Annotated in this window: 26 protein-coding genes and 1 pseudogene; 4 read left to right on the top strand and 23 right to left on the bottom strand. The window is 66.2% G+C overall.

What is annotated here, in order from left to right; translation table 11 throughout:
- Positions 1 to 12: 12 nt before the first annotated feature.
- From Y694_RS07820 to Y694_RS07725, 20 genes and pseudogenes are all read right to left on the bottom strand, one after another.
- On the bottom strand, positions 13 to 1,302 hold the full coding sequence (locus Y694_RS07820; RefSeq protein WP_152543407.1) for a phosphatidylserine/phosphatidylglycerophosphate/cardiolipin synthase family protein: 1,290 nt from the start codon (positions 1,300 to 1,302) through the stop codon (positions 13 to 15).
- Positions 1,303 to 1,308: 6 nt separating this feature from the next.
- Positions 1,309 to 2,571, bottom strand: coding sequence for an MgtC/SapB family protein (locus Y694_RS07815; protein ID WP_036231409.1), 1,263 nt, complete (start codon positions 2,569 to 2,571; stop codon positions 1,309 to 1,311).
- Positions 2,568 to 3,434 (bottom strand): alpha/beta fold hydrolase, encoded by an 867-nt coding sequence (locus tag Y694_RS24765; RefSeq protein ID WP_161727967.1) that lies wholly within the window; start codon positions 3,432 to 3,434, stop codon positions 2,568 to 2,570. The genes Y694_RS07815 and Y694_RS24765 overlap by 4 nt, the downstream gene beginning before the upstream one ends.
- A gap of 20 nt (positions 3,435 to 3,454) precedes the next feature.
- Positions 3,455 to 3,841: a hypothetical protein gene (locus Y694_RS24760; RefSeq protein WP_231497584.1), complete on the bottom strand. Its 387-nt coding sequence runs from the start codon at positions 3,839 to 3,841 to the stop codon at positions 3,455 to 3,457.
- Positions 3,842 to 4,126: 285 nt separating this feature from the next.
- A complete protein-coding gene (locus Y694_RS07795; RefSeq protein WP_036231399.1) occupies positions 4,127 to 4,606 on the bottom strand; it encodes a cytochrome c in 480 nt (159 codons plus the stop codon).
- A 19-nt stretch (positions 4,607 to 4,625) separates the two neighbouring features.
- Positions 4,626 to 5,165, bottom strand: a complete 540-nt coding sequence (locus Y694_RS07790) for a hypothetical protein (protein ID WP_036231397.1) — start codon at positions 5,163 to 5,165, stop codon at positions 4,626 to 4,628.
- 19 nt (positions 5,166 to 5,184) lie between these two features.
- On the bottom strand, positions 5,185 to 5,322 hold the full coding sequence (locus Y694_RS26705; protein ID WP_310732216.1) for a copper-binding protein: 138 nt from the start codon (positions 5,320 to 5,322) through the stop codon (positions 5,185 to 5,187).
- Positions 5,310 to 5,528: a hypothetical protein gene (locus tag Y694_RS26700; RefSeq protein WP_310732215.1), complete on the bottom strand. Its 219-nt coding sequence runs from the start codon at positions 5,526 to 5,528 to the stop codon at positions 5,310 to 5,312. Before Y694_RS26700 ends, Y694_RS26705 begins: the two co-directional genes overlap by 13 nt.
- Positions 5,529 to 5,545: 17 nt before the next feature.
- On the bottom strand, positions 5,546 to 6,037 hold the full coding sequence (locus Y694_RS07780) for a DUF411 domain-containing protein (RefSeq protein ID WP_081771216.1): 492 nt from the start codon (positions 6,035 to 6,037) through the stop codon (positions 5,546 to 5,548).
- Entirely contained in the window at positions 6,021 to 6,545 is a 525-nt protein-coding gene (locus tag Y694_RS07775) for a cupredoxin domain-containing protein (protein ID WP_036231395.1), read from the bottom strand. The genes Y694_RS07780 and Y694_RS07775 overlap by 17 nt, the downstream gene beginning before the upstream one ends.
- 52 nt (positions 6,546 to 6,597) lie before the next feature.
- Entirely contained in the window at positions 6,598 to 8,016 is a 1,419-nt protein-coding gene (locus Y694_RS07770) for a multicopper oxidase family protein (RefSeq protein WP_036231393.1), read from the bottom strand.
- Between the two features lie 24 nt (positions 8,017 to 8,040).
- Positions 8,041 to 9,444, bottom strand: a complete 1,404-nt coding sequence (locus tag Y694_RS07765; protein WP_036231441.1) for a TolC family protein — start codon at positions 9,442 to 9,444, stop codon at positions 8,041 to 8,043.
- 58 nt (positions 9,445 to 9,502) lie between these two features.
- Positions 9,503 to 9,883 (bottom strand): hypothetical protein, encoded by a 381-nt coding sequence (locus Y694_RS07760; protein WP_197028761.1) that lies wholly within the window; start codon positions 9,881 to 9,883, stop codon positions 9,503 to 9,505.
- 76 nt (positions 9,884 to 9,959) lie between these two features.
- Positions 9,960 to 10,337 (bottom strand): hypothetical protein, encoded by a 378-nt coding sequence (locus Y694_RS07755; RefSeq protein ID WP_152543408.1) that lies wholly within the window; start codon positions 10,335 to 10,337, stop codon positions 9,960 to 9,962.
- 211 nt (positions 10,338 to 10,548) lie between these two features.
- Positions 10,549 to 11,061: a hypothetical protein gene (locus tag Y694_RS07750; RefSeq protein ID WP_155935795.1), complete on the bottom strand. Its 513-nt coding sequence runs from the start codon at positions 11,059 to 11,061 to the stop codon at positions 10,549 to 10,551.
- Positions 11,062 to 11,250: 189 nt separating this feature from the next.
- The gene (locus Y694_RS07745) at positions 11,251 to 11,736 is read right to left on the bottom strand and encodes a hypothetical protein (protein WP_036231387.1); all 486 of its coding nucleotides are present in this window, start codon (positions 11,734 to 11,736) and stop codon (positions 11,251 to 11,253) included.
- A gap of 279 nt (positions 11,737 to 12,015) precedes the next feature.
- Positions 12,016 to 13,395, bottom strand: a complete 1,380-nt coding sequence (locus Y694_RS07740; RefSeq protein ID WP_036231384.1) for a heavy metal sensor histidine kinase — start codon at positions 13,393 to 13,395, stop codon at positions 12,016 to 12,018.
- Positions 13,392 to 14,077, bottom strand: a pseudogene (locus Y694_RS07735) (heavy metal response regulator transcription factor). Before Y694_RS07735 ends, Y694_RS07740 begins: the two are co-directional and overlap by 4 nt.
- A 374-nt stretch (positions 14,078 to 14,451) precedes the next feature.
- Positions 14,452 to 14,937 carry a Cu(I)-responsive transcriptional regulator gene (cueR, locus tag Y694_RS07730; RefSeq protein WP_051495641.1) on the bottom strand — a complete coding sequence of 162 codons (486 nt, stop codon included), beginning with the start codon at positions 14,935 to 14,937 and terminating at the stop codon, positions 14,452 to 14,454.
- A gap of 2 nt (positions 14,938 to 14,939) precedes the next feature.
- Complete coding sequence (locus Y694_RS07725; RefSeq protein ID WP_036231381.1) at positions 14,940 to 17,399, bottom strand: heavy metal translocating P-type ATPase; 2,460 nt, start codon at positions 17,397 to 17,399, stop codon at positions 14,940 to 14,942.
- A 179-nt stretch (positions 17,400 to 17,578) separates the two neighbouring features.
- On the opposite strand from Y694_RS07725, the gene Y694_RS07720 reads away from it, so the two are divergent.
- From Y694_RS07720 to fdxA, 4 genes are all read left to right on the top strand, one after another.
- The gene (locus Y694_RS07720) at positions 17,579 to 17,836 is read left to right on the top strand and encodes a heavy-metal-associated domain-containing protein (RefSeq protein WP_036231378.1); all 258 of its coding nucleotides are present in this window, start codon (positions 17,579 to 17,581) and stop codon (positions 17,834 to 17,836) included.
- 226 nt (positions 17,837 to 18,062) lie between these two features.
- Positions 18,063 to 18,464: a hypothetical protein gene (locus Y694_RS22490; RefSeq protein WP_051495640.1), complete on the top strand. Its 402-nt coding sequence runs from the start codon at positions 18,063 to 18,065 to the stop codon at positions 18,462 to 18,464.
- A 413-nt stretch (positions 18,465 to 18,877) separates the two neighbouring features.
- Positions 18,878 to 19,408 (top strand): hypothetical protein, encoded by a 531-nt coding sequence (locus tag Y694_RS07710; protein WP_036231433.1) that lies wholly within the window; start codon positions 18,878 to 18,880, stop codon positions 19,406 to 19,408.
- A 334-nt stretch (positions 19,409 to 19,742) separates the two neighbouring features.
- Positions 19,743 to 20,066, top strand: coding sequence for a ferredoxin FdxA (gene fdxA, locus Y694_RS07705; protein ID WP_036231377.1), 324 nt, complete (start codon positions 19,743 to 19,745; stop codon positions 20,064 to 20,066).
- A gap of 15 nt (positions 20,067 to 20,081) precedes the next feature.
- Here fdxA and Y694_RS07700 read toward each other — a convergent pair whose 3' ends face one another.
- From Y694_RS07700 to Y694_RS07690, 3 genes are all read right to left on the bottom strand, one after another.
- On the bottom strand, positions 20,082 to 20,333 hold the full coding sequence (locus Y694_RS07700) for an MgtC/SapB family protein (RefSeq protein WP_051495639.1): 252 nt from the start codon (positions 20,331 to 20,333) through the stop codon (positions 20,082 to 20,084).
- Positions 20,334 to 20,495: 162 nt separating this feature from the next.
- Positions 20,496 to 21,665, bottom strand: coding sequence for an ABC transporter permease (locus tag Y694_RS07695; RefSeq protein ID WP_036231376.1), 1,170 nt, complete (start codon positions 21,663 to 21,665; stop codon positions 20,496 to 20,498).
- Positions 21,662 to 22,240, bottom strand: a complete 579-nt coding sequence (locus Y694_RS07690; RefSeq protein ID WP_255343776.1) for an ABC transporter permease — start codon at positions 22,238 to 22,240, stop codon at positions 21,662 to 21,664. Before Y694_RS07690 ends, Y694_RS07695 begins: the two co-directional genes overlap by 4 nt.
- Between the last annotated feature and the right edge of the window lie 25 nt (positions 22,241 to 22,265).

Genomic DNA, 22,265 nt, shown 5'->3' with positions numbered 1-22,265 from the left:
CGCCCTAATGCCCTACTGCTGCCGCTCCACCACCGCACCGAGCAGCGCCAGCAGCCGCTCGGACATCGGCCGCCGGCGCCAATCGCGCAGGTCGACGGACCTGCTGAGCGCAGCGTCGCGCTCGAAGTCCTCGCGCAGGCGCGCTGCCAGCGCGCGATCGGGCAAGGCAAGATTGAGTTCGTCGTTCAGGCCGAACGATCGGTTGTCGAAATTGCTGGACCCGACGACGACCCACAGCTCGTCGACGAGCAGCGCCTTGCTGTGGTTCATGCCGGGTTCGTACTCCAGCACTTCCACGCCGGCGCTGAGCAGGTCCCCATAGCGGCGCCGGCTCGCCCGCCGGGCGATCGGGTGGTTGTTGAAAGCGCCAGGCACGACGACCTGCACACGCACGCCGCGTTGCACGGCCTTTCGCAGTTCAGCCCGCATGCTGCGGTCCGGCAGAAAGTACGGCGAGGTGATGCGGATCGACCGGCGCGCGCCGGCAATCAGCAACTGGAACAACATGCGTGCCCGCGTAGCCCGGCCCGCCGACGGCGTACCTGTCACGATGATCGCATCGGTGCCCACGGCCGGCTGGCTGCCGAGAGCGCGGCAGTGGGCAAAGGATCCGGGATCGGTGAGCAGCTGGCCGGTGCTCTCGAGCCAGTTCTCGGCGAAGGCGGCCTGCACCGACGTGACGATGGTTCCTTCGAGCCGCACCATGGTGTCGCGCCACGGCGGCTGACCGGGCGGCCCGGTGTCCCACCAGCTCGCGAAGCCAGCACCGCCGACGAACGCAACCTCGCCATCGACGACGATCAGTTCGCGGTGCGTGCGGTTGTTGAACCGCTTCAGCGTGTGCCACCGCACCGGCTGGTACCAGGCGATCTCGCCGCCAGCCGCGCGCAGCCCGTCGAAGTACGCAGAAGGCGTTCGCCAGCTGCCGATCGCGTCGATGACCAGGCGCACGCTGACGCCGGCGCGCGCACGCTCGGTCAGCAGGTCGACGAGTTTGTCCGTCACAGCGCTCACATGGAACACGTAGGCTTCCAGGTGCACGCTGCGACGGGCGCGGGCGATGGTGGCCAACTCCTCCGGATAGAACGCGACCCCGTTCGTCAGCACCTCGATCGAGGCTGCCTTCGCGACGGGAGCATCGACCAGCGCTGCGAGCAGGCCCATGAACTCGTGATCTTCCGGCGACGGGAGGCGGTCGTCGATGTCGTAGGGCAGCCCGGGCTCGGCGAGTACGAGCACCAAGAGCAGGCCGAGCAGCGAAGCGCTGGCCAGCAGGAACAGGTGCCACAGCTGGAAAGTCAACGCCGTTCAGCGCAGTGCGAGCGCTGCTCCGACACCGACAAGTGCCATCACCGCATAAGCCGGCAGCACCCTCAGCGCCAGCGATCGACTGTCGAGCACCCACAACAGCCCGAGCTTGGTGACCTGGTTGACGGCGGCCGCGAGAAAGACGGCCAGGGCCGCGACCGAGCCGCCCACGACCCCATCGCCGACCATTCGGCCCACCGACAGGGTGATGGCATCGACGTCGACCAGGCCGGAGATCGCCGCCGTGACCAGCAATCCGGCGTCACCGAACCGGTCCGCGAGGAATCGCCCGGCCAGAAGCACCGCAGCAAGGAACAGCGCGAACTGGACGGCCGCGGTCAGCTTCAGCGGATTCTGCGTCGACAGATCCGGCAGATCCGCCGCATGCTCGCGCGTGGTCAGATGCGCGCCGAAGGCAGCCCCGGCAACGGCCATGGCGGCCAGGGTCCCGATGGTCGCCGTGCCGAGAGCCGGCGCGGCGACGCCGACAAGCACCGCCATGCGGCCGAACATGGCCGCGCACGCGAGCGTTGCCCCTCCGGCAGCCAGTGGCCGCCACTGCGGACTCTCCTTGGACCAGCGCGCCAGCGTCGCGGTGGTGGCCGTGCTGGACACGAGTCCGCCCAGCAGTGCGGTCAGGGTCAGACCGCGCCGGGCACCGAACCAACGCATCAGGACGAATCCAAGGAACGAGAGCAACGCGAGCAGCACAACCGCCCACCAGAGCTTGTACGGATTCAGCGCCTCGAAGGGACCGAACCCGCGATCGGGGAGGACCGGAAGGATGACGACGCTGATCAGCAGCAGTTGAATGCCGCTGGTCAACTCGCCTTCGGTGAGCTTGCCGATGCCGCTGTGCATCGGCCGCTTGAGTTGCAGCAGCGCGACCGTCACCACCGCGACGGCAGCGGCGAGCAGTGTGCTGCCACCCGCCGCCAGCACGCCGACGAGGAACGTGGTGATGGCGGCCATCGCCGTGGTCAGGCCCATGACGCTGTGCATGCGGGCCGTCACGATGTAGCCAGCCAGGATCAGCAGCGCCACCACGGCCAGCACGACGACCAGAATGATTGCCCCCCATCGTTGCGACAGCAGACCGCTCAGGCCGCCGAGCAAGCCGATCAGCGCAAACGTGCGCAGACCGGCAACGCGGTGGCCGTCGGGCAGATCACGTTGATGCCAGCCGCGTTCCAGGCCGATGAGCAGGCCCGCCGCCAGCGCAATCCCGACGCCCATCAGGTCCGACAGGGACACGCCGCTCATGGGTGCACCTTCACGCCGGGGCCTGCGGCGCGAGCAGATTGCTCGGCGGGGTTCACCGGCGCCTGCTCCCCGAGTCGCGACAGCCACTGCTCAATGTGTTGCATGCATTCGTGCGGCACTCGCAACCAGGGATGGTGGTCCACGCCGCCGAGAATGCGCATCTCCCACGTCGAGCGCGTGGCCGCCAGTTCCTGCGCCCCAGCCAAAGGCGCGGTCAGATCCGCACCGCCGTGCAACATCAGCACCGGCAGGATCTGCGCCGTCGCCTCGGCCTCGGCGCGCAGGTCATGCCGATACAGGGCCTCCCACAACGACGAGGTCGATGACACCATGTTGTGCGCAACGAGGTCTTCGGCGACTTCGCGCGGGATGTCGCGAAGAAGGCGCGGCAACAGGCGTCCGACGACGCGCCGCGTCAGGATGCATGCGAGCGCGGTCGCCCACATGTTCGTGTAGATCCAGCCGCCACGCTGCCGCGCAAACCAGGCGACGGCTCCTTCGGCGCCACCGAAGTTGGGGAGACTGATCAGCACGAGCCGCCTGACGACCGACGGATAGCGGGCGGCATAGGCAAGTGCCAGCGCGGCCCCGAGCGAGTGCCCGACCAGCGTCAGGGAGCGCTCCCCGGCCAGGCTCGCATGCAAAGCAGCGACGTGGCGCTCGACGCTGTAGCGCGTCCAGGGCTTCGGCGACTCACCGAAGCCGAGCAGGTCGATCAGGACGGTGCGGTGCCCCGACAGTGCGAACGGCACCGGACCGCAGGTCCAGTAGCGATGGGTCCCGCCCAGTCCGTGCAGCAGGACTGCGCAATGCTGACCGTGCCCCGCGTCAATGCGCTTCAGCGGCAGTGTCTCGGTCCCCATGCGCATCGGCCGCCACGACCTCAGTTCTGGCGCTGAAGCCGAACATCGACTCTCGCCCGGCTCGACGACTTGTTGCTCCACATCCAGCAGTAGTCCTCGCGCACCGCAACCCGCAAGGTGTCCTGCCCGGAACTCACCTGAGCCTGTTTGGCCGGGAACTCGGCCTCCTTGCCCACGTGATAGTGGATGTTGAAGTCGACGGGTACCGACGCGGCGAACTCCCAGCGAATGGAGTCCCCCGGCGCGAGCTTGCCGCAAAGCTCGACGAATTTGCCGGGCTCGACGCTGGCGCCGTGAGCGAACGCGCCGTCGCGGCTCCAGGCGATCTCGACGATGTGGGAGGCCGCGAAGGCTTGGCCTGCCGTCACCAACGCAATGGCGGTCATGGCGATTCTGGCGGTCTGCATGAACTTTGATCCTTGTTGGGTCAGCATCATCTTCGATGTCGCACGGTGCTGCCTTGACGCGCGACACGTTTCCCCACCCGGCCTCATCGTCGCTTTCGGCGCTTCGCCTTCCGAGGCTTCGGCTGCTGTGGCCGGCTCCCGTCGGCATTCCTGCGACGGTTCTTCCAGGCGAGGACCAGCGCCAGTCCGATGATGACCGCAGCGCTCGCCAAGCCGCCGACCAGCATGAGCCCCAACTCGCCGTGCGAAAGACTCGAGAGGTTCCTGAACTCGTGCGGCATCGGCTCAGCGCTGCTGGGACGAACTTCGGTTCATTTCGTCGTGCTTGGCCCGGATGCTGACGGGCCACTGGGCCTTGATCCAGGAGAGCGCGGCCACGATTTCGGCATCGGTCAGCACGCCCTTGTACGCAGGCATCGAGGATTCGTACGACGCCAGGTTGGCAGCCTTGGCGACGCCGAACTTCGTGATTTGGAACAGCGTCTCGTCGGGGTGGTGCCACGTGTGCCCGGTGGCGTCGTGTGGCGGTGCCGGCAGGCGGCCTTGCGCGTCTCTCTGGCGCCAGTTGGGCTGGCCCTCGAGCTTCGCCCCGTGACAGGCGGCACAGTGCGTTCCGTAGACCTGCCGCCCCCGCGCCGTCACCTCGACATCGTCAGGTTTGAGCAGCCCGGTGCTTGCCAGCTTTGGCGCCAGGCGCGAGATGGCAACGAGCAGGGCCACCGCCCCGATCGCAGCGACCGCCAGGAGCAACCGGCTTCGTTTCATGCGCTCGTCCTGATCGGCCTCACATCCTCGCGTCTGATCGCAGGAGATCGCGCGCCTGCGTTCGGACCATCCGCCAGCTTGCAAAGCCCAGCCACGTCCCGATGCCTGCGGAGACCAGGCATGGGAGCAACTCCAGGTCGGGCCGCAAGGCCGCGAACGTCACCGCGATGCCACCGGCGCTGAAGGCCCAAAAGCGCATTTCGGCCCAACGGGCCCGCCAGTCCAACTGCACAAGGACCAGGAGGGCGGCGGCGGCGGTGACCAATGCGAGCGTGGCGCGCGCATGGCGGTGCCCCATCTCCCAGTAGCCCGCCAAGCCGGCCGCGATGATGGCGAACAGCGCAACGGCGGCCAGCAGCCCAAGCAGGCCGGCGAAGAGACATCGCACACCGGCGCGCCATGCATCCCATGGAGCGGCGGCGTCCATGCGCCAAAGGAACAGCCGATGCGCAGCAGCCGCGGAGGCCGCGAGCAACACGCACTCATGCCACGCCAGACCCGCGGCACTCAGCGTCGCAACAATGCCGACGCTGAGCACCTTCGCGGCCGATGAGCGCATCGCGCCGTCCTCGCAGGACTTAGCGAACCACCTTGAGGTCCGTGACCGTGAACTTGCCCGCCTCGTTGACGGCCTTGAACTTCACCTTGTCTCCGGCCTTGACCTGGCCGAGCATGGCCTTGTCGCGCACGTTGAACACCATGGTCATGGCCGGCATTTCCAGCTCTTGATGTCGCCATGCTTCAACGTGATCTTGGCCGCGTCGAGGTCGACCTTTCGGACTTCCGCGTCGGTCATCTCGTCGGCCGCGGCCGTCGGGCTGCTCGCGGCATGGTGACCCGCGTGCTCGTCGGCCTTCTGCTGTGCCCAGGCGGACGTACTGAGGGCGATCGAGATCATCAGGGTGGAGAGTGCAGATTTCATGACGTTCCTTTCTTGGGTCAACGATAGGAGCTGAAAACGCGCGTGCTGCCGTCCCGGGCGACGAGCAGCACGTCGAAGGGATCCCGCTGGTCGCCGTAGTCCGGACCGTCCATGCCGGGAGAACCGACGGGCATGCCGGGGACCGCCAGACCCACGGCATCGGGCGCCTCCTTGACCAGACGGAGAACGTCGGCCGCAGGCACATGGCCTTCGACGGCGTAGCGGCCGACCACCGCGGTATGGCAGGAGCCGAGCTTCATCGGCAGCTTCATGCGTGCGCGAACCGCCGTGTTGCCGACGTCGTGCACCGTCACCCGGAAACCGTGCAACTCGACGTGCTTGATCCACTCCTTGCAGCAGCCGCACGAAGGGCTCTTCCACACCTCCATATGGAGAGGCTGCGTCTGCGCGCGCAGCAGGCCTGGCCCGAGCAGCGCAACGGCTCCGGTAGCCACCAGCAGTGCTCGACGAGCCTTGGCGGGCCGCGCCGGGTTAATGCTTGTGCGCATGCCCGTCACCCTTGGCACTCGACGCGGCAACCTTGATCTTGCCGACCATGCCGGCCTGGTAGTGGCCCGCGATCAAGCATGCGAAGTCGAAGTCGCCCGGCCGGTTGAAGGTCCAGACGATCTCTCCGGTCTTGCCCGGTCCCACGTGAGCCATGTACGGCTCGTCGTGTTCCATGGTCGGGAACTTGATCATCAGCTCGGCGTGCTTGTCGTTCTCGGCCTTCGTGCCGATCACGAACTCGTGCATGGTCTTGCCGGTGTTGCGCACGACGAACTTGACGGTTTCACCCTGCCGCACTTCGATGCGGTCGGGCGTGAAGCGCATGTTGTCGCCCATGCCGATTTCGATGGTCCGCTTGGCGGACTTGGCGTCCCCGGCGATCCCCCAGTCCTTCTGTTCCTTCTTGACCGGGCCGGCCCTCTTGGCATGGTCCTCGTCGCCGTGCGCCATCGCGGAGGCGGTGACGGCCACGAGCGCGGCCACGAGAAATTGCTTGAACTGCTTCATCAGGTTTCCTTCCTGTTGCGGATTGGACAGATGGAGAGTCGGCTCGCGCCGCTCAGTTGTGGCCTGCATGCCCGCCGCCGGGTTTGCGCACCTTGACTTCGACCTCTTGGCCCGGTTTCGCGACCGAGGGCATCGAGCCGGTACCTTCCGCCTTGAAGCGTGCCGGGTCCGGCAGTTCGCCGGTGAACTCGTAGGCCACCGTGCCGGGTGGGTGCTTGTACCAGCCCGGGTCGCTGTAGTCGCCGCGCTTCTGTCCCTTGCGGACCTTCACGACGCTGAACATGCCGCCCATGCCGACCGCACCGAACGGCCCCTGCCCTGTCATCATGGCCGCGGTGTTGTCGGGCAGCGGCATCTCCATCTCGGTCATGTCCTTCATGCCGCGCTCGCCCATCACCATGTACTCGGGCACGAGCTTGGTGATCTGCCGCGCGACACCGCGATGGTCCACGCCGATCATCGTCGGCACGTCGTGACCCATCGCGTTCATCGTGTGGTGGCTCTTGTGGCAATGGAACGCCCAGTCGCCTTCCTCGTCGGCGAGGAACTCGATCTGCCGCATCTGCCCGACCGCGACGTCTTCGGTCACTTCATACTTTCGCGTGCTCTTCGGCGTCGGCCCGCCATCCGTGCCCGTGACCAGGAACTCGTGCCCGTGCAGGTGGATCGGGTGGTTCGTCATCGTCAGGTTGCCGATGCGGATGCGAACCTTGTCCATGTGGCTCACCACCAGCGGGTCGATGCCCGGGAAGATGCGGCTGTTCCAGCTCCACAGGTTGAAGTCCAGCATCGTCATGATCTTCGGCGTGTAGCTGCCGGGATCGATGTCGTAGGCGTTGAGCAGGAAGCAGAAGTCGCGGTCCACCTCGTCGATCAGCGGATGCTTGTTCTTCGGATGCGTGATCCAGAAGCCCATCATCCCCATCGCCATCTGCACCATCTCGTCGGCGTGCGGGTGGTACATGAAGGTGCCGGGGCGGCGCGCGACGAACTCGTACACGTAGGTCTTGCCCGGCGGGATACCGGGCTGGTTCAGCCCCGTCACGCCGTCCATGCCGTTGGGCAGGCGCTGGCCGTGCCAGTGGATGCTGGTCAACTCGCCAAGTTTGTTGGTGACGAAGATGCGCACGCGGTCACCTTCGACCACCTCGATCGTCGGCCCCGGGCTCTGGCCGTTGTAGCCCCACAGGTGAGCCTTGAAGCCGGGGCTCATCTCGCGCACCACCGGCTCGGCGACGAGGTGGAACTCCTTCACGCCGTTGTTCATGCGCCAGGGCAGCGTCCAGCCGTTGAGCGTGACGACCGGGTTGTAGGGCCGGCCGGTGTTGGGCACCAGCGGCGGCATCGTGTCGGGCTTGGTCTGGATGACCGGCTCGGGCAATGCCGCCATCGCGACCTTGCTGACCGCTGCGGCGCTCACCGCGGCGGTCACTGCGCCAGCGCCGCCGATGAAGTTGCGTCGGGAAACCATGTTCGAGATCCTTGATTGAAGGGGTCAGTGGCCGGCGCCGCCGCCATCTACCGCTGCGGCGGCGGGGCCAGTGGGCGAGGCCACGGCCGCCTTGCCGATGAGCGCCATGTCGAGATCCGACTGGGCCAGCCAGAAGTCGCGCAGCGACTCGATGTATGCATTGACGCTCGTGATCTGGGAGCGTGCGTCGGCAAGGAGCTCGAAGACCCCGATGATCATTCCGTTGTAGCGCAGCCCCTGCTCTTCCGAGATCCGTTTCTTGAGCGGCACGATCTCATCACGCTGGTGGCGCGCGATGTCGTAGGCGGCCCGGTAGTTGCCATAGGCCTCGCGAACCTCCGAGCGGGCGTTGATCGCGGTCTCCGCCGCTCGATGCAGTGCCTGCATGTAGATCGCTTCGGCGAGTGCCACCCGGGCGCCGCCCCAATCGAAGAGGGGCAGTTCCAGACCGATCTCCCAGCCCGTCTGCCGCGGGGCCTCGTTGGACGTGTTGCGAACGAGCCCGAGTTCCAGCACGTTGATGAAACGCGTCGTGCGGGTCAGGCCCAGGTTCTGCGCGGTCTGCTCCGCGCCCAGCTTGGCGGCCTGCACGTCGAGTCGCTGGGACAGCGCGATCGCTTCGATGTCGGGCTGATTTCGCACCTCGGCCGGCAGGTCCGGCAGGCGCTCGGGCAGCTGGAACTGGGTCTGCTGGCCCCAGACGCCCATCAGGCGCGCCAGCCGCTCACGCGAAGCACGCTGCGCCTGGTCGGCGCGAGCGAGGCCCAGGGCGGCGTCGGCGTAGAAGGCCTGCTCGCGCGCCCGCGCCAGCTTGCTGAAGTTGCCGACCTGCTCCATGCGCCGAGCCAGCTCGGCGCTCGCTTCGGCCGTCTGCTTCACCTGCCGCATGTAGCGCACGGTCTCTTCGGCTGCGACGGCCTGGAAGTAGGCCTTGCGCGTCTCGGCCGCGCGCGACAGAACATCCATCGTGACTTCGCGCTTGACCTGCTCGAAGCGGCGCGCTTCCAGCCGCGAAACCATGGGCAGCGTCAACAGCCGTGCGAGGTTCAGGTGCAACCCGCGTTCCAGCTCGATCTCGTCGCCCTTCCGAAGGCGCCCGAACGAAAATCCGGGGTTCGGCAGGCGCCCGGCCTGCACGACCTCGGCCTCGGTGATGCCGAGGTCCTGAAAACGAGCCTGCAGACCGCGGTTGTTGAGCAGGGCGACCTGAACCGCATCGTCAACGCTGAGCGGCTTGGCGAGCAACTCCTGGACGCGGCGATCGATGGCGTCGGCATCGGCATCGCTGCGCGCCCAGCGGACGTCCTTGCCGAGCTTGTCCTTGGCCGCGGACTCGATCGACGAGAACCCCGCGTCCGGCGAGAAGCTGGCGCAGCCCGCAAGCACTGCGGAAGCCAGGAGGACGACGAGCAGGCCCGAGCGCCGCACGCTCGGGCGGTCGGGCGCGACACGCCCGAGATGGGAAGGTGAATTCATCCGCTTGACCTCAGTTCATCTTGTGCCCGCCGTGCCCGGCGGGTGCGCTGGCCGGCGCCGGCGTTGCCGGCTTCGAAGGCGCGTTGTTCGTGGCGGGTGCGTCAGGCTGCCGAGCCTCGCGCGCATAGGCCCGCCAGCCTCCGACGCGGTTGACGGTCTCGTTGGCTTCGCGCCAGGATCCCACGGGCTGTTCGGCGTGACGCTGGTAGCCGCCAAGCGTCGACTGGAACACCAGGTGCGGAACGGCGGCCGAGGAATCGAGTGGATCGGCTCTCTTGCCGGCCGCGGTTTGGGCCAGGCTCGCAGAGCAGACCGCAACCAGGAATGCCGGCGCAAGCCAGCGGAACATGGCAATCTTCATGACATCCTCGCTTGAGTCGGTCCGGCTCACCAGGCCTGCTGAGCAGGCGTTGGACCGGTTCACGATGCTGGTCGTATCGCCGCGGGGCGATCAACCAGGGTGGCAGTCAGGCGAGGATCAGGCGGGGAGGCCTGTGCGGCACGTGCGCAAAGACCGCTGGAAAGCGGGTTTCCAGGAAGGCAACAGCGGTTGATGTCGAATCCGCATGCGAAACGCTCACCCGCTCGAGCGCGGGCGCTGCGGCGCTGCAGCACGGAGCGCAACTGCTGCACTTCATCTTCAGCTGCGCCGAATGTCCCGTCGAAGGATCCGACGCCGTCTGGAGAACTTCGTTCACCGCCTCGGTTGCGCTGACGGAGTCGTCGAACCGGAGATCCTCGCGCGCATCAGCGGAGTCAACGTGCGTGGTGTGCTGAACGACCTCGCCAGACTGGCTGGGAGAGTGGTGTCCCGGCCCGCACCCACCCATGGTCACCGCTGCCAAGCCCTTCAGGGGGACAGCAGCAGCGATGAACCAGATGAGAAGGAGGCGAACCACACCCGACATACTCGGAACTTTACCCTAGTGCATTGAGAAACATCATCCTGCGCCGCAGTCTACGGATTGCCGTCCGACACGATCCGCTCAAAAGGCTTACGGAATCGTCATGTTTTCGAGACTTCTGGCCGACGGCGGTGGTTGGTCTGCGCCGGTCTCATCCGACGTCGGCCACCATGCGAACGCTAAGGACACGATCCCTGCTCGCCTCGTCGCCGGGCACGAACTGGAAGGTGCTTCCCCAAGCCCAAACCGAGCCGACAAGTTCAAGAAATCGGATCTCGCCTGCGGCGCCGCTGATGATCGCCTGGGCCTCTCCTCGTGCCCAGGTCGCCCGCAGGGCATGCTCACCGGGCGGCAGCCTCAAGCGGACAAAGGACTCTGGCACGGTCTCGGTCTGTGCACTTCCGTCGACGGTCAGCTTGACGACGTTGGCGGCATCAGCCCACCGCTTGCGCACCACGTACACCGTGAGCCTATCCGCCGAAACGGCGAATCGCTTGGCCTCGGCCTCCACGGTGGGCGGCGGCACGGGCGCACGGGTGCAGGTCAGCTTGTAGCGTGGCGCCTTGCCGACACGGTGACACCACGTGCCATCGGCATTTACCGGCCGAATGGGCTTGGACGCACACGCAGCGAGAAGCAGCGTGCCTGAGCCGAGCGCGATCAATGCGGCTCGGCGTCCCATCGTGGACTGAGTCTTTCGCATCAGACCTCCGGGCGTTCGCCCCCTACAACCGAGATCGGCTGGCTGCACCAGCCGGCGCTTCATCAGAGGGCTGTCGGTAGCCCGACGATGGGCGGACGACGCTACTGATTGGCCACGTCGTCTTGATGCCGCCCGCCCACCGCCGATGCATCAGCGATGCACGTGCGAGGTGGCTGTCGCGCCGCTCTGGTGACCACTGCGGCTCAGCCCACCGGGGACGTTGACTGCGCCTGCCTGGGAAGGCTTGCCGGCATTCGCAGCGTTGCGCGTGTCGCCCTGCACGCCGACGTAGACCGCCCCGGCTTCGCCACCGACATCGAGCCAGCCGTCGGCCGTAACCGGGTTACGCCTGGCTTCGATCGTCTCCGCGATGACCGCCGCTCGCGTCTTGCTGGGGTTGTTCGTCCCGACGAAGACCCAGCCCGCCTCGCCCCCGACTTCGCGCCAACCGTTGGCCGTAACCGGATTGCGCTTCCATGCCTCGAGTTCCTTGATGACGTCGGCGCGCGACTTTGCCGACGGCATTGCATGGGTCGTGAAGCCGGCTTCACCCGGAACCGCGGTGATGCCGGAGGTCGCCAGCGCGGGCAGAGACACGGCACTCACCAACGCGATCAGACTGAAACGGTACTTCATGATGGACTCCTGTGATGGGTGCACCTCTTGTGGGGGTTCACCGGTTGCGGTGCTTTCGTGCACCGTGGAGCCACTGTAGGAATCGCGCGCCGACAGACTGCTTGCCAGTCCATTACAACTTCGTCAAGTAGCGGCCCAACGTCATGCGATGCCAACTCGTGTACCGCTCAGACCCATGCTCTGCTCTGGCAAGGTGTGCGGCGCCCCCAATGCCACTGCCATGGTCAAAGGCATCGGCAAAGCCAATCGCTTCGGACTTGTGCTGCCGGTAAGGGACGGTCACGCCCGCTGCGCTGCCGCTGAACTCGACGGTACGTCCAGCCCGATCGCGGTGACGCCATCCGCCGATCTGGCGAACGGTTCGCCTTGGTGCATCCGGGCGATGGCGGCGACGATGGCCAGACCCAGTCCATAGTGCGAAGTGCCAACCTGGCGACGCGAGCGCTCGGCCTTGTAGAAGCGGTCAAACAAGCGTGGCAAATGCTCCGGCTCGATCGGAATGCCCTTGTTTTCTACCCAGATCCGTGACCGGCCACCTTCCGACTCGATCCGGACCCGAATGTTGGAGCCGGGCTCCGCGTAGCGGGTTGCGTTGCTCAACAAGTTGGACAACGCGCGGCGCAGAAGAGATATGTCAAAGGCACCCTTCGCGTCGCCATCGCATACGGCTGACAGACCCCGGTCATGAAGCGCTGCCTCGTGGTACTCGATGATCTCGACGAGTTCGGCGGCGAGGCTCGTCACCGGCGAACGGCGCGCGGTTGCGCCGCGGTCCGCTTGCGAAAGGAAGAGCATGTCGTTGACGATGATCGCGAGGCGCCTCAGATCCTCCAGGTTCTCCGCGATCACGTCTTGCAGTTCGGCCACAGGTCGCTCGCGCTGCAAGGCCAGCTCGCTCGAACCGATCAAGGTGGTCAGCGGCGTTCGAAGTTCGTGCGCAACGTCGGCGTTGAAGCCTTCCAATTGCGCGTAAGCGCGTTCGACACGCATCAGCAACGCGTTGAAGCGGTCGACCAGTGGCCGGAGTTCGAGCGGCTGTCCCGCTCCGTCCAGCCGCAGCCCTGCCCTTCCCAAAGCGACCGCGTCCACTTGTGCGGCCAATTCCTGCACCGGCAGAAGGCCTCTGCGGACCAGCAGGAACCCCGTCACGCTGACGACGCCCGCACCGATGAGTGATGCCGCCAACAGGATCCAACCGAGCCGCTTGAGCAGTTCCCTGTCGCGGCTCACATCAAGCCCAAGGACCACCCGCACGCCACCGGCGGCGCCCGCGGGCCATGTGTCTTCCCACGACACCTGCATAAACCGGCTGCCCGAAGCAGCATCCCCACCCTCGGGCGGCCGCGGAGCACTGAAGATCACCGCCCCATCGCTGGACGTGATGGACAGCGTCATGTCCTCATGGCCGGCGAGAAAGTCCTTGAGCTTGTGCTGCAACTCTTCGGCCGCCGAGCTTTCAGCCGTTTCCACGAGCGCATGTCGGACAACCGCGCTCTTCAACGCGAGTTCTTCATGCTGGCGGCTCTGCAGAAACCACAGGTTGACGGCATAGACCGTCCCGGACACGGCAAGCGCAGCGATCAATCCTTGCAGCGCCAGCCACCAGGAGAGGCGCGACCCAAGTGATTGCTCCACAGCCACGAGGTAGCGCCGCTTCACTCCTGGCGCTCCTCCATCACGTAACCCATGCCACGGACCGTGTGGATCAGCTTGACCTCGAACGGTTCATCCAGCTTCGCACGCAGCCGGCGTACGGCCACCTCGACGACGTTCGTGTCGCTGTCGAAATTGATGTCCCATACCTGTTCCGCCATCACGGTGCGCGACAGGACTACCCCGCGCCGACGCAGCAACAGCACCAGCAGATTGAATTCCTTGGGTGTGAGTTCGAGCCGCTTGCCAGCCGTGTCGCCTTCCGTCGTGCCAGGTCGACCTCCAGGTCCGCCATCCGAAGACTCGTGGGCATCTGTCCATCGCGGTCTCCCCCGCCGCGACGCAACAGGGCCTGGACACGAGCCGCCAGTTCGGAGAATGAGAACGGCTTGACGAGGTAGTCGTCTGCGCCCCCGGTCAGCCCCTTGACCTTGTCTTCGACCGCGTCCCGGGCCGTCAGCATCAGTACGGGCGTCCTGCGCTGCTTGCGCAGTTCCGCGAGCACCTCGAAGCCGTCCCGTCCCGGCAGCATCACATCCAGGACGATCAGGTCGTAGGTGCCCTCGACAGCGAAATGAAGCCCGTCGATGCCGTCGTGGGCCAGGTCGACGACATAACCACTCTCCGACAAGCCCTTTTTCAGGTATTCCGCCAAGCGGACCTCGTCTTCGATCACGAGAATTTTCATTGGCAGATTCTCCACCAGCTATTACGTCGCAACGATTACGAGTTGGTCATCTATCGGTCCGCATTTGGTCAGCGCGGGGTTCCTCGTGCGCAGCCTGGTGGTCATCAACAATCTGACCAGGTCCACCATGCGCAGAAGCCCAATCTTCGCAGTCACCCGCACGCTTGCGTGCCGCTGCCATCATGGTCGGCTTCCCGATCTTCGCAACGGGTCAACACCAGAAGGCGCAAGGCACGCCCTACGGCACCAGCACGGCCGAGCCGGCCGGGCCTGCAACGCTCAAGCGAGCACAGCCGGCGATCCGCGGATTCAGTGGCCATGGCGTGGGGGTCCAACGATGACTCGGTCCGCTCGCCCCATACCGGCACCCGCTGTCAATCGGTCGCGCGCCCTCCTCGCCCCGCACGCAGCCCGTTCATACCACGGCGGCTTCTCCCGGTCGCTCCCACTGGACGCCTCTCCAGTTCGCTTCGTTCCTGCGCCAACGAGTCGATGATCGGGCAGTCGGGCCGGTCGTCACCATGGCAGCAATGCACGAGGTGCTCCAGCGTCGCCTTCATGGCCTGGAGCTCCTCGAGCTTCTCGTCCAGTTCCTCGATGTGGGCGAGTGCCAGCGCGCGCACCTGCCGGCTCGGACGCTTGCGGTCCTGCCAGAGCCCGAGCAGCTCGCGGATCTGCTCAATGGAAAAGCCCAGGTCGCGAGACTGGCGGACGAAGCGCAGCGTGCTGACTTCCTTCTCTGTGTACTGGCGGTAGCCGGACTCGGTTCGCACCGCTTCCGGGAACAGCCCGACGCTCTCGTAGTGGCGAATCATCTTCGCCGACACCCCCGAGGCCTTGGCCGCTTCACCGATGTTCATGCTCATGTGATGCTCCCTGACACGGCCACGGGCTGTGATGGCTCCAGCCGCGGCGCAACTGGCGCATCAGCGGCCCCCTGCCAGCGACGCAGCGTCAGCGCATTGGCCACGACGCTCACGCTGCTGAAGGCCATCGCTGCGCCCGCGATGACGGGGTTCAGCATGCCCAGCGCGGCCAACGGGATGCCCAGCACGTTGTAGCCGAACGCCCAAAACAGGCCCTGCTTGATCTTCGAATAGGTCCGGCGCGAGATGTCCAGCGAGTCCGCCACGAGCCGCGGGTCGCCGCGCATGAGCGTGATGCCGGCCGTCTCGGTCGCCACGTCGGCGCCGCCCGCCATCGCGTACGACACGGACGCCGCGGCGAGCGCAGGGCCGTCGTTCAGGCCATCGCCGACGAACGCGACCACGGCGCCGGCGTCGCGCAGTTCCTTCACGACGGCCGCCTTGTCGCCCGGCAAGACTTCGGCACGCACCTCGTCGATGCCGAGTGCCTTCGCGACGGCCTCGGCCGCGCCGCGGTTGTCCCCGGTCAGCATGACCGTCCTGATGCCCAGCTGATGGAGCCGCTCCACCGCTGCGGCGGCGCTTTGCTTGATGGTGTCACCGAACGCCAGCAGGCCCAGCAGGCGCCACTGGTCGCCTTCCGATCCGACCAGCCAGGACACGGTCTTCCCCTGCCCTTCGAGCCGCCGCGCCTCGCCCAGCAGATGGCCTTCGTCCAGCTGGAGCTCGCGCAGCATCCGCGTGCTGCCCAGCGCCAGTTTCCGGCCTTTGACCGTGCCTTCGACACCACGACCCGGAAGCGCCTTCGCATCGTGGGCTTCGGGAACCGGCAGCCGTTCTTCGCGCACCTTGTCCATCACCGCCACCGCGAGCGGATGGCTGCTCGACTTCTGGAGCGCGGCCGCGAGGCGCAGCACCTCATCACGACTGGTTCCTTCGGCCGCCGCCACCGCCGCGAGCGAAGGCTTGCCCTCGGTCAGCGTACCGGTCTTGTCGAAGGCAACCACCGTCACCGCATGCGCGACCTCCAGCGCTTCGGCGTCCTTGATGAGGATGCCGTGTCGCGCGGCGACCCCGGTACCGGCCATGATGGCTGTCGGCGTCGCGAGGCCCAGCGCACAGGGGCAGGCGATGACCAGCACGGCCACCGCGTTGATCAGTGCGTGTTCCCAGTCCCCCGTGAAGGCCCCCCAACCGAGGAAGGTCGCCAGCGCGATGACCAGGACGACCGGTACGAACACCGCGCTCACGCGATCGACGATGCGCTGGATCGGCGCCTTGGCCGCCTGCGCCGACTCGACCATGCGGATGATGCGGGCCAGCGTCGTCTCCGCACCGATGGCGGCCGTGCGAACGGTCAGCGCGCCTTCCGCGTTGATGGCGCCCCCGGTGACCTTGTCTCCGGGGCCCTTGGGCACCGGCAGGCTCTCGCCGGTGATCAGCGACTCGTCGATGTGGCTGCGACCCTCGACGATCTCGCCGTCCACCGCGACGCGGTCACCCGGCCGGATCACGACGATGTCGCCGACGATGACCTGTTCCACCGGAATGTCGACTTCCGCTCCATTCCGGCGCACCCGCGCGGTGGTCGGCCGCAACGCGTTCAGTGCGCGGATGGCGTCGGCGGTTTGCCGCTTGGCCCGGTGCTCCAGCCACTTGCCCAGCAGGACCAGCGTGATGACGGCCGCCGACGCCTCGAAGTAGAGGTGCGGCATGCCGTGCCCGGCGTGCTTGAACATGAGATACACGGACAGCCCGTAGGCCGCGGAGGTGCCCAGCGCCACCAGCAGGTCCATGTTGCCGGTCTTGGCGAGCACGGCCTTCCAGCCAGCCCGGTAGAAGCGCCAGCCCAGCCAGAACTGGACCGGCGTCGCCAGCGCCAGCTGTGCCCAGCCGCCCAGCATCCAGTCGATGCCGAAGAGCGACAGCAGCATCGGCGCGATCAGCGGCAGGGTCAGTGCTGCGCTTGCCGCCACGGGCCACCAGACCGGCAGTCGAGTGGCCGCCTCGGGCTTCTCCTCCTGGAGGTCCTTCGCCGCGTAGCCGGCCTTCTCGATGGCGGACTTCAGGACCGATACCGGCACCGTGGACAGTGCCTGGATGGTCGCCTTCTCGGTCGCCAGATTGACGGTGGCGCTGGAGACACCTGGAACCTTGCGGAGCGCCTTCTCCACGCGCGAGACGCAGGAGGCGCACGTCATGCCTTCGACCAGGAGCGCCGTCTCGGTGGTCGCGACGTCGTAGCCGGCCTTGCGGACGGCCGCCGCCAGGGCGTCTGCCGTCACGGAAGCCTCGGCGTTGACGGATGCCTGCTCCGTCGCCAGGTTGACGCTCGCCTCCTTGACGCCGGGAACCGCCTTGAGCGTCTTTTCGACGCGCGTGACGCACGAGGCGCAGGTCATCCCGGTGACCTGGAGCTTGATGCCGTGCGGGTTGGCGAGTGTGGAGGTGTTCATGGGTGCCTCGGTGTGGAGCTCAGTGTGTTCGCATCCTCATGGTTCTAACGATGGCAAGGTCAAGACTCCTGTTGGCGATTGCCTACAGGCCTCAGGGTCTCTTCAGCCGATCGGTTGACATTCCAACGGTGGCAAGGTCGAGAGTATGGGTGTCGGCAACAGCCTCACTGGAGAAAGCGATGATCACCTTCGAAGTCAACGACATGACCTGCGGCCACTGTGTCAGCACCATCACTAAGGCGCTGAAGGCCACGGACAAGGACGCCAGGGTCGCGATCGACCTGGCCTCGCACCGTGTGCAGGTGGAGCCGACCTCGGCCGACGCCGAGGAACTGGCCGAGGCCATCAAGGACGCGGGTTACACGCCGGTGCCCGTGCAGGCCGGACCGACCGCTCCCGACAAGCTGGCGGGCTCATGCTGCGGGAACTGCCACTGAGGCCTTTGCGAGCGGCTTCGATCGGAGGGCCGTCGATGTCAGCCAGATCGCGCCGGCAGGCCTTGCCGGCAAGGCCTCGTGCTGCATCTCGGCCGCAACCCGTCGAGTCAGACCAGTTCCTGAACGAGACTCGCGATGGTGGGCCTAGCTAGCACGCGGAAACTGCTCGCGCACCGCGGTTCTCTCGCTGATGCCGAGCACGAGTCCGACCTGCTCCTCGTCGGCGGTGCGCTTCGGCTCGGTCATCCGCGACGGCCAGGAATCCGCGCTCGGCATCGCGCCGGCGCGCATCAACGAGAACGCCGCGACGGTGGTCACGGCGGTCAAGGACAAGTTGGCCATCGCGCCTGAACACCGTCCCCAGCGCGGCGATCATCGTCAGTTCGACGTCGCATTCAGCACTCACATGCAGCCGCTTGACGAGGACCTGACGCAGTCGGCATTCTTGGTCGATGCTTCAGGTCAACGCCGTGGGCCGCTGGCGTGGCGCGGCGATGGCCCGGGAGGTCATCATCGCAAGGGCGTGCTCGTGTTTGCGCCGGTGGAGCCTCAACCTGCGACGGTCGAACTCCAGATCCAGCGCAGTGGCGAGAGCGTTCCGCGCAGCTTCAAGTGGCGTCTCGAATGAGCATCGGGATGCGTGATCGCGCTGAAGTGATGGGTTCCGTGAACTGCGGCGGGCGCCTGATTGGCTCAGGCGGCATGTTCTGTGTCGTGAACTTTGCGTGGTGGATTGTCAGGACCCGCTTGGCAAGCAACGTCAGGCGCCCGAATCGGAGCCGTGGTGGAGGGTTTGCCCGCGGCCATGGCCTGCAGCAGGCGAGGCAGCATGGCATGCAAGCGCAAGCGTCGGTTGAAGCGGAACTGCAGGTCGGCCACAGCTAGATCGGGTTTGATTCGCGTCGACGGCATGCGATCCGTCCATCCCAGGCTGCCTGGCGGCTGGAGCGACGCGCTGGCACTGTTGCAGTAGCATGGCCAACGAAGAGATGCGTGCCGTCGCTGCCTCCGCAGTTCGCCTGCGCTGAAGAGGGTCCCTCCATGAAGATCTCGATCATCCCCGCCTTGGCTGTCGGAGTGCTCGTGCTTGCTCTGCCCCCAACTGCGCTAGCCCAGTCGGCGTCCAACAGCGCCCCTCCCACATCGGCGGTGCCGGATCTGAAGTCCTTCGATGCCCGACTGGCAGAGGCACAGACGCAGTTGCAACGCATGCAGGAGCAGATGGATCGACTGCGCAAGATCACGGATCCGGGTGAACGCCAGGCGCTGCTCAATCAGCATTGGGTGGCCATGCAGAACGCGATGAACGCCATGCATGGGATGTGGGGTCCGGGCATGATGGGCTGTTGCAGCGCTGGGGGCGGCCCGATGCATGGGTCAGGCATGGTGCGCAGCAGCGGGCCGATGGGCTGGAGCGCGATGCGCGACCACTACTCGCGGTTGACCCCTGATCAGCTGAAGCAGCGCCAGTACATGATGGACCAATACATGGGCATGCAGCAGATGATGATGGATCATCTGATGATGCGTCAGGAGTGGATGGCCCCCGCACCGCCGCCGGCCGTCAGGTAACCGGTCCCGCTGGATCGGCACAATTGCAGGAACGGCCTGGGACGTCGTATGACAAGGCAACACACCGCGCCACATCGAGGTGCCACATCGGTGGCCCGCGCCGCTCGGCCCACTTCCCCGGTCAGCGGAGATTCGAGCATTGCGGCCGACGCTGCCGCGGTTGAGGCTGAACTTGACGACGCCCTCGCAGCGACCTTCCCGGCCAGCGATCCTGTCGCAATCGACCCACCTCCAGCGCCGGGCGCACGAACCGGAGTCAGGGTTGCGGCACGGAAGCAAGGCAAGGGTCGATAGGCGACGGGGCAGCACTGGCACGCCGCAGCCGTCGCCGAGCATGACTCACGTCGTCACTGAGACTTGCATCAACTGCAAGTACACGGCCTGCGTCGGCGTGTGTCCGGTGGATGCCTTTCGAGAGGGCGCAAATTTTCTGGCGATCGACCCGGACGATTGCATCGACTGCGCCTTGTGCGTCCCGGAGTGCCCGGTGGAGGCAATCTGCTCCGAACCGGACCTGCCGACAGACCAACTCGAGTTCTTGAGCATCAATGCGGAAGTGGCGGCTGCGTGGCCGGTCATCACGCGAGAGAAGCTCGAGTTGCCCCAGGCCGCCTACTGGGCAACCGTGAAGCACAAACGTCACCTGCTGCAACGATGACAGTCCGAGGGGCCTCTACCGCATCGGCGGGTCGTCACCGGCTTGATCCGGCATCTCGTGCCTGCGTCGCCCTGCGACACGGAACACGCCCTCGCTCGCGGGCAACACTAGCGTGATCGCCGCGCTCACGACGTCGATCAGGTACAGGCCTGTCCCTATGGCGACCCCGACAGCGCCCACGGCCCAGATGCCGGCCGCGGTGGTCAGCCCATGGACCTGCCCCTGCGTGTTCTTCAGGATCATGCCGGCGCCCAGGAATCCCAACACCGCGGCCAGCAGCTACCGCCCGACCGGCTCGGCGTCAACCAGATTCATGCCGATAGTGTCCGCCATGGCCGAAGCTCCTCCAGATCGACCACTCCCGGCTCAGGAGGGCTGCCGCCACCGCGATGGGGCAGAAGCCATCGGCGACTTCGTCAACGACGTCCATCAGCCGAACTGCCGCCGGAAACGACGCACCCCCAGGGCGAAGATCAACACGCCGAGAATGCCGATCGCGAGCATCGAATCCCACAGCAGTTCCAGACCGGCCCCTTTTAGGAAGATGCCGAAGCTGACGTCGATGTAGTGACGCATCGGCGAAGCCAGCGTCACCCAACGCATCCACGTCGGCATCGCCTCCGGCGGTGTCCACAGGCCGGAGAGCAGAAGGATCGGGCCCATGACGAGCAGGCTGAGCAGGCCGACCTGCGCAAGGTTGCGCGCCACCGTGGCGATGAAGAGCCCGATGCCTGCGTTCGTGAAGATGTAGAGCGTCGTGACGACGTAGAACAGCCCGAGGCTGCCTCGCACAGGCACTGCGAACAACGGGCCGAGCACCGCGAACAGGCTCAGGCTGACGCCCACCAGGATCACGACAGACATCGCGAGCACCTTCGGGAACACGATCTGGAACGGCGTCAGCGGCGACACCAGCAGCTGTTCCACCGTACCGCGTTCCTTCTCCTTGACCATGGCCGCTGCCGGCAACAGGATTGAAAACAGCGTGATGCCCTCCAACAGCTCCGACAAGGGCATGAACCAGGTGTCCGTCAGGTTCGGGTTGAACCACATGCGCTGGTCGTTGACCACCGAGGGGAGTTCGTTCAGGTCCGCGATCGACAGCCCCTCGCGCTGCAGCACGGTCGCCAGGCTGTACTCGCCAACGATCTGCGCCGCATAGCTGGTCGCCAGGTAGGCCGGCATGGGGTGGGTGGCATCCACCTGCAACTGCACGGTGGCCGCTTCACCGCGCTGTATCGCTTCGCCAAAGCCCGGGGCGATGTCCAGCGCCAGCATGACCTGACCGCGGTCCAGCAGGCCGATGGCATCGCGCGCACTGCCGAGTTCTCCTTCGAGTCGGAAGTACGGGGGACGGAAGCGGTAGATCAGATCCCGCGAGGCCGCGCTGTGGTCGGCGTCCAGCACCACCATCGGCGCGCGGCTCAGCTGCAGACTGACGCTGCTGCCCTGCAGGTAGATGTTCGCGGTGAAGACGAAGGCCATGAAGCTCAGCAGGATGGGGTCGCGCAGCAACTGCCGGACCTCCTTCAGGGTCATGACCCCCAAACGGCGCCACCAGACAGCGAGCGTGCGCCTCGGCAGTTGGGCGGCATTCATGCGCGAGGCCGCTTGCGGAACAGCAGGAAGCCGGCGCAGAACAGCGCTGCCGTGTAGGCTGCCAGGGCGAGGAGATCCGGCCACAGCACTTCGATCCCGACGCCTTTGAGGAAGCTGCCGACCACGATATTCGTGTAGTACATCGCCGGCAGCAGCCTGGCCTCCAGCCCTCCCTCCGCGCCGAGCGAATCCACGGGCATCAAGAAGCCCGAGTAGTCGAGCGCCGGGATCATCGTCGCGACCACCGTGACCACGATCGCGGCCAGCTGGGTACGCACCAGCAGCGACACCAGCAGTCCGATGCCCGTCGTGCACATCACGAACAGGACCGAGGCGAGAAAGAAGAACCAGGCATTGCCCTTGAACGGCGCCCCGTAGTGCTGCGTGGCGATCAACCACAGGACCACGACGTTGACGACCGCGATCCCCACGTAGGGCGCAAGTTTGCCGAGGAGGAATTCGCCCCGGCTCACGGTGGATGCGTAGATGTTGTAGATCGACCCGGTCTCCCGTTCGCGCACGACGCCCACGGCCGTCAACAGTGGTGGCACGAAGATCATCACCAGCATGATCAGCTTCGGTGCCAGTGACCAGATGCTC

Source organism: Methylibium sp. T29-B, assembly GCF_000576225.1.
Lineage (GTDB): Bacteria > Pseudomonadota > Gammaproteobacteria > Burkholderiales > Burkholderiaceae_C > Methylibium > Methylibium petroleiphilum.
The sequence above is the reverse complement of the archived record's forward strand: the minus strand, read 5'-3'. Positions and strand labels throughout refer to the sequence as shown.